The 12666-nt window shown below is 63.2% G+C and carries 12 protein-coding genes; 1 reads left to right on the top strand and 11 read right to left on the bottom strand.

The annotated features are described in order from the left end of the window. Nucleotides 1–112: 112 nt before the first annotated feature. The 11 genes from BMY45_RS14525 to BMY45_RS14475 form a co-directional block, all read right to left on the bottom strand. Complete coding sequence (locus BMY45_RS14525; protein WP_092398719.1) at nt 113–835, bottom strand: amino acid ABC transporter ATP-binding protein; 723 nt, start codon at nt 833–835, stop codon at nt 113–115. Then, nucleotides 828–1478 (bottom strand): amino acid ABC transporter permease, encoded by a 651-nt coding sequence (locus BMY45_RS14520; RefSeq protein WP_092398717.1) that lies wholly within the window; start codon nt 1476–1478, stop codon nt 828–830. Before BMY45_RS14520 ends, BMY45_RS14525 begins: the two co-directional genes overlap by 8 nt. 9 nt (nt 1479–1487) lie before the next feature. Continuing rightward, nucleotides 1488–2153: an amino acid ABC transporter permease gene (locus tag BMY45_RS14515; protein ID WP_047228974.1), complete on the bottom strand. Its 666-nt coding sequence runs from the start codon at nt 2151–2153 to the stop codon at nt 1488–1490. Then, nucleotides 2146–3924, bottom strand: a complete 1779-nt coding sequence (locus tag BMY45_RS14510) for a cis-3-hydroxy-L-proline dehydratase (protein WP_092398715.1) — start codon at nt 3922–3924, stop codon at nt 2146–2148. The genes BMY45_RS14515 and BMY45_RS14510 overlap by 8 nt, the downstream gene beginning before the upstream one ends. A gap of 10 nt (nt 3925–3934) precedes the next feature. Next, on the bottom strand, nt 3935–4753 hold the full coding sequence (locus BMY45_RS14505) for an ABC transporter substrate-binding protein (RefSeq protein WP_092398713.1): 819 nt from the start codon (nt 4751–4753) through the stop codon (nt 3935–3937). 233 nt (nt 4754–4986) lie between these two features. Further along, nucleotides 4987–5736, bottom strand: coding sequence for an AraC family transcriptional regulator (locus BMY45_RS14500; RefSeq protein ID WP_092398711.1), 750 nt, complete (start codon nt 5734–5736; stop codon nt 4987–4989). A gap of 236 nt (nt 5737–5972) precedes the next feature. Next, entirely contained in the window at nt 5973–7229 is a 1257-nt protein-coding gene (locus BMY45_RS14495; protein WP_092398709.1) for an NAD(P)/FAD-dependent oxidoreductase, read from the bottom strand. Next, a complete protein-coding gene (locus BMY45_RS14490; RefSeq protein WP_092398707.1) occupies nt 7226–7462 on the bottom strand; it encodes a 2Fe-2S iron-sulfur cluster-binding protein in 237 nt (78 codons plus the stop codon). The genes BMY45_RS14495 and BMY45_RS14490 overlap by 4 nt, the downstream gene beginning before the upstream one ends. Further along, nucleotides 7455–8570, bottom strand: coding sequence for an NAD(P)/FAD-dependent oxidoreductase (locus BMY45_RS14485; protein ID WP_092398705.1), 1116 nt, complete (start codon nt 8568–8570; stop codon nt 7455–7457). The genes BMY45_RS14490 and BMY45_RS14485 overlap by 8 nt, the downstream gene beginning before the upstream one ends. After that, the gene (locus tag BMY45_RS14480; RefSeq protein WP_092398703.1) at nt 8567–9499 is read right to left on the bottom strand and encodes a 4-hydroxyproline epimerase; all 933 of its coding nucleotides are present in this window, start codon (nt 9497–9499) and stop codon (nt 8567–8569) included. Before BMY45_RS14480 ends, BMY45_RS14485 begins: the two co-directional genes overlap by 4 nt. Before the next feature lie 111 nt (nt 9500–9610). After that, nucleotides 9611–10282 (bottom strand): GntR family transcriptional regulator, encoded by a 672-nt coding sequence (locus BMY45_RS14475; RefSeq protein ID WP_092398701.1) that lies wholly within the window; start codon nt 10280–10282, stop codon nt 9611–9613. A 232-nt stretch (nt 10283–10514) separates the two neighbouring features. Here BMY45_RS14475 and BMY45_RS14470 point away from each other — a divergent pair, with 232 nt between their 5' ends. Next, nucleotides 10515–12656, top strand: coding sequence for a TonB-dependent siderophore receptor (locus BMY45_RS14470; RefSeq protein ID WP_092398699.1), 2142 nt, complete (start codon nt 10515–10517; stop codon nt 12654–12656). Nucleotides 12657–12666: the final 10 nt, after the last annotated feature.

The following is a 12666-nucleotide window of genomic DNA, read 5'->3' as shown; positions in this document are numbered from 1 at the left end:
AATCCTTGTGTTGTCCTGTAGGGCATCATCGCGGGCAAGCCTTGTTCCCACAGTGTTCTGTGGCGTCCACAAATCAATGTGGGAGCGAGCCTGCTCGCGATGGGGCCATTAGCTATTTCACCGACTTGAGAAACGCCGCCGTCTCCGGCTGCACAGGGTTGCCAATCACCTGATCCGGCGGCCCGATCTCATGGACCCGCCCGTCGCAGAAAAACGCCACGCGGTCGGACACGTCCCGGGCGAAGCGGATCTCGTGGGTCACCAGCACCATGGTCATGCCGTCTTCGGCGAGCATGCGCATGGTGTCCAGCACTTCGCCCACCAATTGCGGGTCCAGGGCCGAGGTGGCTTCGTCGAAGAGCATGTAGTCCGGCGACATCGCCAGGGCTCGGGCGATCGCCATGCGCTGTTGTTGACCACCGGAAAGCTTGCCGGGGAAGGCCTTGAGCTTGTCTCCCAGGCCCACATGCTCCAGCTGTTGCAGCGCCAGCGCTTCGGCCTCCTGCTTGCTTTTGCCCAGCACTTTGCGAGGCGCCAGCATCACGTTTTCCAGCACCGTCAGATGGGGGAAAGCGTTCCATTGCTGGAACACGATGCCGATCTTCTGCCGCAAGCGGTTCAGGTCGGTGGCGCGGTCGTGGACCTCGATGCCGTCCACGCGGATGCTGCCTTTGTGGATTGGCTCCAGGCCGTTGATGCACATCAGCAGGGTCGATTTGCCGGAGCCAGAGCCGCCGATGATCGACACCACTTCCCCTTTGTCCACCGTCAGGCTCACGCCCTTGACCACTTCCAGGTCGCCGAAGGATTTGTGTACGTTCTCGATCTCAATCATTTTCCTGCCACCTTCTTTCCAGACGTGCGCCAAGGCGGGCGACCACCAGGCTCATGACGTAGTAAATGAGGCCCGCGATGCACAGCACCAGCAGCGGTTCCTGGATGCGGGTGACGATGGTTTGCGAGGCGCGCAGCAGTTCGACAATGCCGATCCACATCACCAGCGCGGTGTCTTTCATCACGCCCAAGACCAGGTTCAGCCAGCCAGGGAATGCGACCCGCGTGGCAATCGGCAGGACGATGTAGCGCAGATCCTGCAGGTAACTCAGGCCCAGGGAGCGGCTGGCCCGCCGGGTACTCAACGGCACCGCCAGCACCCCACCGCGCACGATCTCGGTGAAGTAGGCGGCAGCGTAGACGCCGAGCACGATGCAACCGACCGCGAAGGCGTTCAGGTTCAGGCCGACGATGCTCTTGAGGGCGTTAAACAGCACGAACTGGATCAGCAGCGGCACGCTGCGAAACACGTCCAGTACCCAGGCCAGTGGCAGGCTGGCCCGAGGCAACAATGCCCGTAGCAGGCCGAACAGCAAGCCGGCCAGGGTGCCCAGCAGAATCGACCACGCGGTCAGTTGCAGCGTGACCCAGGCCCCGTCGAGCAAGAACAGCAGGTCGTTAAGGGTGAGGCTGGTTTCAAACATGACGAGACCTCAATAGCGAAACAGGCGCCAGGACAACAGCCGGGCCAGCCCGACGATCAGTTTGGCGATCAGGTAATACAGCACCGCCGCGAGGGCGAAGTATTCGAAGGTGCGGAAGGTTTTGACGTTGTATTCCTGAGTGACGCCGGTGAGGTCGTTGTTCAGGCCCACGACCACACCCAGGGAGGTCATCAACACCGCCCAGACCATTTGGTTGGTCAGCGGGTAGAACACGATGCGCAACAGTTGCGGGACGATGATCATTCGGTAGGCCTGCCAGGCGCTCATACCCAGGGAGCGGGCGGCGCGCATCTGCGTACTCGGCACGGCCTTGAGGCCGCCGCGAAAGTTCTCCGCCAGGTAACCGGCGTTGTTGAAGGTGATCCCGGCCAGCAACGCCAGCCAGGAACTGACGTGCAGCCCGAGAGAGCCGAGGCCGAAGTAGAGGATGTAGATCTGGAACAGCGAGGGGGTGTTGCGGGCGATCGACACCCAGCCGTTGCCCACGCCGCGCAGCAGCGGATGGCGGGCCTGGCGCATCACCGTCAGCACCAGGGCGATCAGCACGCCGAAGATCATCGACAGCGCCGCGGTCTCGAAAGTGACCCAGGCCCCGGCGAGCATGTCGGGCAGGGCACGCAAGGCCGGGCGCCACTGGAAACTGTAGTCAAACATCGGTCAGCCCCCCCGTATGGACAGTCGGTTGCAGCCACGTCGGCGGTTGACCGCTGGCCGTTGCGCTGCACGCGGCTTCAACGCATTGCGCGAGGCAGGCAAAGTGCACGCCGCGACCGACCAGACCCGGCGCGTAATGGGCATATTTACCGGAGTTGGTCATCAGGGTGGTGGCGTGGGGCGGGATGACCGGCTCGCCCAACATGCACCAGCAGGTGTCGGTGACCAGGAGCGCGCCGAAGGCTTCGATGGCTTGCAGGTGGCCCGCTTCGCGAGCCTGTTCCAGTACCGCTCGGCCACAGGTGATCGCCAGCACCACATCCGGATGTTTGTGGCGGCCTGCGCACAGGGCCGACAGGGCGGCAAATTCGCTGAGGGAAAAATGCGGGTTACCCAGGGAGACCACGTCCACATGGCGGTGCCGGGCGCTGTTGAGTTCGCGCCAACTGGCGAGCAGGCCGGCAGCGCTGACAGTGTCCTGCGCCAAGCTGATACCTGGCGCCAGGACGTCGGCAGGGTCGAGGGCTTCGGGCGTCACCCCGGCGATGTGGAACAGCGGCGCGGCGCTGGTGGTGGCGAACGCGGCGCCGAAGGCTTTCAAGTCATCCCGCGTGGGGGCGGCGTGCTCCAGGCCGCGGATCAGTGGAATGCGACGGCCCGTCAGGCTGCCGATGTGATAACCCAGCAGCGGATAGAAGCTGTCGTCCACGGACCCCAACGGCGGCACATCGATAATCAGCGCGGCTTTGCGCTGCGCGTCAAGATGGCAGCCGGTCAACGGCGCACGGCCGCAGAGGGCGATGCAGATGTCCAGGAAGTCCGGGTACTTCTGCGTGCGGGCACCGAGCACGCTGTTGGCGTAGACCACGGCGTTGGATTCGGCCCAGACGATTTGTTCGCCAGCCTTGGGCGCACTGTCGAGCAGGTAGGGGGCACAGGTGAAACTCAACTGCGCCCCCATTGCCATGTAGGCATCACCCAAAGCACTGGCCGGCTCACCCAGGGCGGGGTCGACGCCCAGCTCCCGCCAGCGCCGCTGGTCCACGGAAATCGAATTGAGCGTGGTGGGAACGCGCACCTTCGCGCCCCACTGCACCAGTTGTTCGGCAAAACGCAGGCTGGCCGGGCCGGTATAGATGCAGCCATCGATGTGGGCCTGGGTCACATCCAACAGTTGTGTGGCGCCCTGGATCTCGGCCATGCGCAATACAATGTGCATCGCGACCTGGGCCGCCTTGCCGTGGCTGCCATCGAGCAGCGCCTGGTCCTCTTCGCTGAGGCTGATGGTTGAACAGTTGAGCGCGGGGGTTGGAAAGTCCAGCCCATGCCAGCCATCGTTGGGGCGCTGACCCGACAAGGTCAGGCCAGCGCCTTCAATGCGCACAAAACCCTGACCGCGCAACCGGTTGAAGGCCTCGCGCCCGACACACACCACCGGCAGGGAACGCTGGAAAATCACCTGCGCCACCAACACGCCCAGGGTCAGGATTTCATCTGCCTCGGCCAGCACCAGGGCCGCAGGGGCGTGACCGTTGCTGATCAGCTCCATCAGCACGCTGCTGCCGGTGCAGGAGCCACGCCCGCTGGGAATCGCCAGCACGCGCCCGGCCAGGCGTTCGCCGCTCAACGGATGATGGCGGTCAATGACCTCGCCGCTGGCCGGATCGACCCCGCCCCAGAAACTCAGGCCCACATCGGCGTACAGCAGGGCGCCCTGGGCGGCACCCTCCACCAGGCTTCGGCCCGTCACACGGGTAGGCGTGCTTGGCATGCTCCAATCCTCAGTAATAAACCTGCGGCACCACCAGGTCGGCCGGCGGGATGTCGGTGCCCACCCATTTGACGAACAGCTCCTTGTAACGGCCAGTGCGCACCTGCTGATTGACGAAGAGGTTGAGGTAGTTGATCAGGCCGTACTCGTTGCGCTTGGCGCCCAGGGACACGTAGTCGATGACATAGGGCGCGTTGCCGGCGATTTTCAGGTTCTTGTACTTGCCCGACTTGAGGGTCGCGGCCGCCACGGTGTTGGTCACCACGGTCGCATCGATGTGTCCTTGGGCGACGGCCAGCAGCGTGTCGTTCTGCGACTGGTAGGCGCGGAAACTGCCGCTGCCCCAACTCTTCTGGTCTTTTTCCAGGGCGATGGCTTCGTAGGTGCCGCTGGTGTTACCCAGAGGTTTGCCTTTGAGGTCGTCGTAGCTGTTGATGCCGGTATCGTCGCGGGTCAGCACCACCATCTGAAACGCGAAGTAGGGCACGGTCAGGCCCACGGTCTTGGCCCGCTCCAGAGTGTCGGAGGTTGAGGCGACGATCACGTCCGCACGGTCGGATACAAGCGCCGGGATCCGGTCCGGGAACGGTGTTTCCACCACTTCGGGTTCCACGCCGAGGACTTTCGCCAGGTCGTGGCAATAGTCCACGTCAAAACCAGCAGGTTTATTGCCAGCGTCACGAAAACCCATGGGCGGGAAGTCCAGGGTCACGGCGCAACGCAGTGTGCCGGAGCCGATGATGTCGTCGAGTTTGTCGGCGTGAGCGGGGGCGATGAAAAGGGGCGTGAGGGCAATGCTCAGGGTTACAGCCAATGCAGGGTTTTTCATAAATGCCTCGCTGTCGAATAAATGCGGATGAAATATCGTATTGAGGATTTCGTATACGATATTAAATAAAGCAAGCAACGTGCCGATTTGAGGTTGAGTCAGCAGGTCTCGGTAAGGTGTTGATGTGCATGCGTTAAAAGATTTGCGGCTGCGACAGGGGCCGTGCAGCGCTTCAACGCGATGTTACAGATGGGAGCAATCGGACAGCTCCATGCCCCGCCAGGGAACACCGGTCAGCGCTGATTTTCGCGATACTGGCTGGGCGAAAGGCTGGTCAAGGCACGGAACTGCCGGCTGAACGCGCTGTGATCGGTGTACCCGCAGCGCAAGGCGATTTCGGTGATGGGCAGGTCGTGGTCCAGTAACAACCGTGAGGCCTCTTCCAACCGTGCCTTGTGAATCATCTGCCGGGGCGTGAGCTGGAAGATGCGTTTGCAGTGACGCTCCAACTGCGCCACCGACAACCCGGCGATGGCGGTCAGGTCGGCAAGGCTGATGGGGTGGGCGAAGTGCTGCTTGATATGAGCATCCACCGCCGCCAGCTTGTGGAACGCGGGGTGACTCGACTGGGGCAGTTGCAGGTCCCGGGAAATCCCGGCCAGGCCGACGATCTGGCCGTTGGGCTGGTGCAGGGCGAGTTTATGAGTCAGGCACCACACCGGCTGGTTGCCGTAGTACAGGTGCAGTTCGAGCTGGTCGGCCAGTTCCCGGCCGCTGGCCAGCACCCGTCGGTCCTGCTCGGTGTACAACGGGCCGAAACGCTCGGGAAAGACCTGTTCGGCGGTGAGGCCCAGCAGGTCGCTGCTTTGTTTGAAGCCGCAACGCCGGGCCAGGGTCTGGTTGACGAAGGCGTAGCGGGCTTGGCTGTCCTTGATGAAAAACACCACGTCCGACAGGGTGTCGAGCAACGGCGCGATGGGTTGCAGGCTGTTGAGCAGGGTAGGCAAATCGCAGGGGGCGAAGGAAGTGAGCGTGGGGTACATGGTCCAGCATCGCCTCCTGATGGAACGAGTTTGCTTGCGGTAGCGCAGTGTCGATCGAAAATAATGGGCTTGTCACCTTGGAATCGCACGGTGGTTCGCCCAGTTGTTTATGAACGACCCGAAGCAACTGTGGGAGCGAGCCTGCTCGCGATAGCGGAGTGTCAGTCAACATCAATGCTGCTGAGCCGGCGCTATCGCGAGCAGGCACGCTCCCACAGGGGGATCTTGTGCCGGGCTCAAGCGGGCGGGGTTTGTTCCAGGTGCAACAAAGTCTCGATCCGCGCCGGGCTGAAGGGCGGGCGCGGTGTGGGTGAGGGCCAGCCGAACAGATGTTCCAGCGCAGCACCGCAAACCTGCCCCTGACAGGCACCCATGCCACACCGGCTCGCCAGTTTCGCTGCGCGCCAGTCCGGCTGGCCGACCAGTTCGCCATAGGGCACGTCTTCGCAGCGGCACACCAGCGTGTCGTCCCGAGCGAGGGTCTTGAGTCGCTGGTCCAAGGCGAAGGCCTTGTTCAAAGCCCGGGCGAAAGCTTGCCAGCGTGCCCGGCGAGGCCACAAGCGTTGGGCGGCGACGCTATTGCCGACGGCGCTGTGCCCGGCGATGGCGCCTTCCACCAGCGCCAGTTCGCTGCCACCGAACCCGGTGCATTCGCCGGCGGCGTAATGGTCGTGGCGGGTGGTCGCTTGCCAGGCGTCAACAGCCAGCGCCTGGCCTTCAAGACCGCAGCCCAGGGCCTGGCCGAGCTGAGTATTGGGAATGAGCCCGAAACCACAGGCAAGACGGTCACAGGCCAGTTCAAGTGTCTCGCCCCGGTGTAGCAAACGCACGCCCTCAAGCCGCTCACGACCCAGGGCCTCCAGCACATGAGTGCCGGTGCAGTAGTTCGGATCGAAAAGGCTCAATGACTGCAAAAATTTGCCCGGCCAGCGTGGCAGTTGCGCGGCGAAACCAGCGACGGCGCCACGACTGGCCTGCTCGGCGATGCGCAGTACCTGCGCTCCTTGATGTTTGGCGGTGGCGGCGCTGGCCAGCAGCAACGGGCCGCTGCCGGCGATCACCAGCCGTTCGCCGCGCACGGGCAGGCCACTCTTGATCAATGCTTGTAAACCACCGACAGCAGTCACCCCCGGCAACGTCCAGCCGGGGAAGGGCAGCAGTAGTTCGCGCGCGCCGGTGCACAGGATCAAGCGCTGGTAGGTGATCTGCCAGCCGCGTTCGGCATCTTCCACCAGCAGGGTTTTATCGGCAGCACAGGCGATGACGCGGGAGCCGGCGTGGCAGCGCACATTGGCGCAGGCCTGTAATGAGTTGCGCAGACGTCGGGCCTCGGCAGGGAGGTGAGCCTGGGGGCCGTCGCGCCAGATCTGCCCGCCCGGCCATGGATTATCGTCCAGCAGCACAATGCGCGTGCCGCTGCTTGCCGCGGCCAGGGCGGCGGCCATGCCGGCGGGGCCGGCGCCAATGATCAACAGGTCGGTGGTTTCGTTCATGGCCGTGTTTGCACCTGCATGCCATCGCGGCACAGCGTCTGGCAGGCCAGGCGTCGATGGCCATCGATTATCACCCGGCATTCCTGGCAGATGCCCATGCCGCACAGAGGCGCGCGGCGCTGGCCGCTGACCGAAGTGCGGCTGCAACCGTCCGCGCCCAAGGCCAACGCCGCCGCAACGCTGGTGCCGTTGGCGACCGACAAGGGGCGGCCGTCGAGGAATAATTCAGGCATGGGCCGGTTCTCCGAGGAAACGCTGGGGCAGGTAAGCTTGAGGGGCTAGCGGCGAGGTTTCATTGAACAGTTGCGCGACCAGCAAGTCAGCGGTTGCGGGTGCCGTTGTGACACCGAGGCCTTCGTGACCCACCGCCAGCCACAGGCCAGGGCGCTGCGGATGTTGCCCCACCAGCGGCAGGCCGTCGGGGCTGGCGGCGCGAAAACCGGTCCAGGCGCGGATGCCGTTGAGGTGTGCCAGGCCTGGCATGTAGTCGACAGCACGCTTGAGCATCTTTGCCAGCATCCAGCCCTCCACCTGCGGGTCGACGGTGCCGAACTGTCGCGAGGCACCGATGAACAGCTGCCCGGTCGGACGCGGTTGGATATTGCATGCCACCGATGGACCGCTGGCGTTGTGAGCACTGGTGACATACCCCAGCTCCACCAGGGTGTGGGTGACCGTCGCGGGGTAACGATCGGTGATCAGCAAATGGCCCTTCTTGGCTTCGATCGGCAACTCCGGGCACAGCTCGGTGGCCTGGATGCCATTGGCGAGAATCACCGCTTCGGCGTTCAACCAGCGACCGTCCTCAAGACGCACCCGATGGCCGTCCACTTCAACGACCTGGGCGCGTTGCTGATCAATATTGGCCTCGTCCAGCATCCAGCGCGCGGCGGCCGGCGCATACAGGATCCCGTCACCCTTGATCAGCAGGCCGCCCTCCAGACCTTCGCGCAGTTGCGGCTCGCGCTGCTGCAGGGCCGTACGACCGATCAGCTCGCAGTCTTCGCCATGGGCCAGTAGATTCAGGTACTTGCTATGGGCAACGGCCATTTCCTCGGCATTGGCCGCCAGCCACAGGGTGCCGTTGTTGCGCCACGCGCAGGCGTCGGGCAGGGCCGGTGCCAACTGGCGCCAGCGCTGCAGGGAATATTGACTGAGGGCCAGTTCCGCCGGGTTGTCGTCCAGCACCAGCAAGTGGCCCATGCCGGCGGCCGTGGCGCCGTGCCAACCGGCATCGAGTACCAGGACCTTCAAGCCTCGCCGGGCCAACGTCCGGGCGCAGGCGGCGCCGATGATGCCGGCACCGATGATGATCACATCGGCGACGTGGCCGGGGTTCACGGGACGATGCCCCAGGCGAAAGGATCATCCGGCTCAATGACCAGCGTGGTTTCGGCGCTGATATAGGCGCGGCCGCGAATGGTCGGCACGATGCGCTCGCCGTCGAACTCATAGGAGCCTTCGAATTCGCTGCCAATGACACTGGCCTGGCGCCAGATCTGCCCGGGTTGCAGTTTGCCGTCCGCAGCCAGGCACGCCAGTTTGGCGCTGGTGCCGGTGCCGCATGGGGAGCGGTCATACGCCTTGCCAGGGCAGAGCACGAAGTTGCGGCTGTCGGCTTGCGGGTCATCGGCAAACAGTTCGATGTGATCGATCAGGCCACCGTCCTCACCCCGCAGACCTTGCTGTTCCAAGGCCTGCTGCACGGCGTAGGTGTAGGCGGTCAACGCGTCGAGGTTGTCGCCCGCCACGCGCTGGCCATGGTCAGCGATCAGGAAAAACCAGTTGCCGCCCCAGGCCACATCGCCCACCACCGGGCCGACACCGGGCACCTCCAGGCTCAGCGCCTTGCGGTAACGGTAGGCCGGTACATTGCGTACGCTGACCGAACGGTCCTCATGCAAGGTCGCTTGCACCGTGCCCACCGGGGTTTCAACGGTGTGCACGCCAGGGCCGATCTTGCCCAGGTGTGCCAGCGACGTCACCAGGCCGATGGTGCCGTGGCCACACATGCCCAGGTAGCCGCTGTTGTTGAAGAAGATCACCCCGGCACAGGCGCTCGGATCCTGCGGCTCACAGAGCAGCGCCCCCACCAGCACATCGCTGCCGCGCGGTTCCAGCACGCAGGCGGTGCGCCAGGCGTCGTGTTGTGTCGCCAGACGCTGGCGGCGCTCGGCCATGCTGCCTTGGCCCAGATCCGGAAAACCGTCGGTGACCAGACGGGTCGGTTCGCCGCCGGTATGGGAGTCGATCACGGTGATGCGTTTCATGGGAGGCCACGTCCGTTCAGGTGAGTGAACGCAAGCGTGGCCCGTGCAGGCGGCTGGCGGCTTGATGGATTTAGCCTGTGCTCATGACGAAATCGGCACAGTCCGGATCCATCAGTGACTGGCAGGCAAAAACTCGAACAGCGTCCGGCACACGCCGGCGATATGTTCATCGAGTAACTTCACTGCCCGCTCAACATCACCCGCGCGGCAGGCTTTGATGATTTCCCGGTGCTCGTGATCGGCGCGGTCCTTGCCGGCGGACAGGCTCATTTGCATGCGCAAATAGCGTTCTAGCTTGTCGTGGACCGAACGGATCAGACCCACCAGAAAGGGCCGTTGCGCCGGCTCGTAGAGGCAGGCATGCAACTGCCAGTTGAGCTCGGCCCAACGGCCCACGTCGTCCTCACCGATGAACTCCTGGCAGATGCCTTCGGCGCGAGCAAACGTTTCTTCGGTCATGTGGGGGATCGCCAGGCGCAGCACTTTGTCTTCCAGCAGCATCCGCACCTCGAACATCTGCGCCAGCTCCGCCTCGGAAATGCGTGTGACCATCGCCCCGCGATTGCGCTGGAACATCACCAGCCCCTCGGCTTCCAGGCGCTTGAGGGCTTCGCGCACGGGAATCTTGCTGACGTTGAACTGCCGCGCGATGTCGTCCTGGCGAATCGGCTCGTCCTCGGCAAAATGCCCGGCCACGATGGCTTCGCGCAGATGACGGGTGATGATTTCCGAAGTGGAAGGGGTGTTGCCCAGATCAGGCAGGTTGAACTTGGATAAGGTCACGGCGGCGATCGTTTGGCTTGTTTGGGGATATGGTATACGACTTTGCCCGCTGCCGTGTCGAGCTGTCCCCGGCATGACCTGCGGTGCCCGTTGGCACGTTGTTCTGCAAGGGTATTTTATAGAAGGTATGAATAGGAATTTATATCAAACAAGAATGAGTTGCTGTATCTTTCACGACACATTTTGGTCGGCCTCAGGGGGGCTGACGTACTTTCATTAGGATTGTGCATCGATGCGTCGGATTCTCGTTTCACTGTGTGTGCTCCAGGCTTATTCCGTATCCACGTGGGCAGACGAGCCCATGGCCGCAACCTCCGCGCCATTGGAACTGCAAGCCACGGACATCGTGGGTCTTTCGGATATCGAGTCCGCGCAGGGGCCCGTCAAGGGATATCACGCGACCCGTTCGGCCAGCGCGACACGTACCGACACCGCGATCCATGAAACCCCACAGTCCATTTCCGTGGTTTCGCGCGACGTGGTGGAAGACCTCAGCGCCACCCGGCTGCAAGACGCACTCGATTACGCCGGCGGGGTTGGCAGGGCGAACAACTTCGGCGGCCAGGGCCTGACCACGTTCACGGTCCGTGGCTTTACCACGGGCGAGTTCTACCGCAACGGTTTCCCGATCAACCGCGGTTACCCGAACATGCCTGATGCCAACACCATCGAGCGCCTGGAAGTGCTGCGCGGCCCGGCGACGATGCTGTACGGTCGCGGCGATCCAGGCGGCACTTTCAACGTGGTGTCCAAGCAACCATTGGCCGAACGCACGGTGACCCTGGGCAGTCAGGTCAGCGATCAGGGCATGCGGCGCGGCACCCTGGATGCCTCAGGCCCGCTGGACGAAGAAGGGCGCCTGGCTTATCGCCTGAACGTGATCGGCGAGGGCGGCGATACGTTCCGCGACCACGTTGAGACCGAACGCTACGGCATTGCGCCGGTGGTGACCTGGCAGGTCAACGACACCACGCGCCTGACCTTCGAAGGCGACTTCATGCGCAACAATGCGCCGCTGGACCGTGGCCTGACCCATTACGCCGGCCAGCGCGGCACCGCCTCGCGCGATACGTTCTTCGGCGAAAAAGATGCCGGCAAGTTGCACAACGACAACAACATGCTCCAGGTGCGCTTCGAGCACATGCTCAACGACGACTGGACCCTGGCCGGTGGGACCCAGTGGCTGGACGGCACGTTGCAGGGCAACGCCGTGGAAGGCAACAGCATCGGCGCCGATGGGCGCACGCTGAGTCGTAACTTCAACTATCGCAAACTGGAATGGACTGACCGGGACACGCAACTCAATCTCACCGGGCATTTTTCCACGGGCGGGTTCGAGCACACGCTGTTGACCGGCATCGAGTACGAAGACTACGACTACCAGTCGATCATCAAGCGATCCTCCGGCGCCGTCGGTGCCTACCCGATCGATATCTTCGATCCGGTGTATGGCCAGCCACGCCCGGCGTTGACGCGCACCCCCACCGATGATCAGGAAAACCTCAAGACGTTTGGTGTGTTCGTGCAGGATCAAGTGGCGTTGACTGAGCGCTTGAAGCTGTTGGCTGGGGCGCGTTTTGAGCGGTTCGAGCATCAGTACGAGAGTTTTGTCCCTCAGAACCCGCCTGGTAGTCGGAACTGGGATGTCACCGACAGCGCCGTCACCCCACGCCTGGGAGTGATCTACGACCTGACCGACACGGTGGCTGTCTACGCCAACACCGCCCGCTCGTTCAAACCCAACAACGGTGCCAGTCGCGGAGGCGGCGGGTTCAAGCCGGAAGAGGGCAAGTCTTATGAGATGGGGGTCAAGTGGGAAGCCTTGGACCGTCAGTTGAGTGTCGATGCGGCGGTGTACCAGATCGAAAAGCGTAATGTGCTCACCACTGATCCAGTGGATTCCGCCTTCAGCGTGGCTGCTGGCGAAGTGCGCAGCCGTGGTTTTGACCTGAATGTGGCAGGCAATTTGACGCCGGAGTGGCGCGTGATTGGTGGTTACGCGTATGTGGATGCCGAAGTGACCAAGGACATCAATATCCCGTCCGGCACCCGCTTGCTCAACGTGCCCAAAAACACCTTCAGCCTGTTGAACGTCTATGAGTTCCAGGATGGCGGCCTCAAAGGGCTGGGCCTGGGACTCGGCGCCAAGTATGTGGATGAACGGGCCGGCCAGACGGCGGCCAATGCATTCTCCATGGACAGCTACACCGTGGTGGACTTGCTCGGTTACTACAAGGTCAACGAGCGGATCCGCCTCAATCTGGACCTGAAGAACCTGTTCGACGCCGACTACGAAGAAGGCGCTTTCGGCAACGTCTATGCCTACCCAGGCGCACCGCGAACCGTGCAGGCCGGCATCTCCTACACGCTCTAAGTTCTGTGCT

It is taken from the genome of Pseudomonas sp. NFACC39-1 (assembly GCF_900110355.1).
GTDB lineage: Bacteria > Pseudomonadota > Gammaproteobacteria > Pseudomonadales > Pseudomonadaceae > Aquipseudomonas > Aquipseudomonas tehranensis.
Note: the sequence above shows the minus strand (reverse complement) of the source record. Positions and strands in the feature narration are given on the sequence as shown.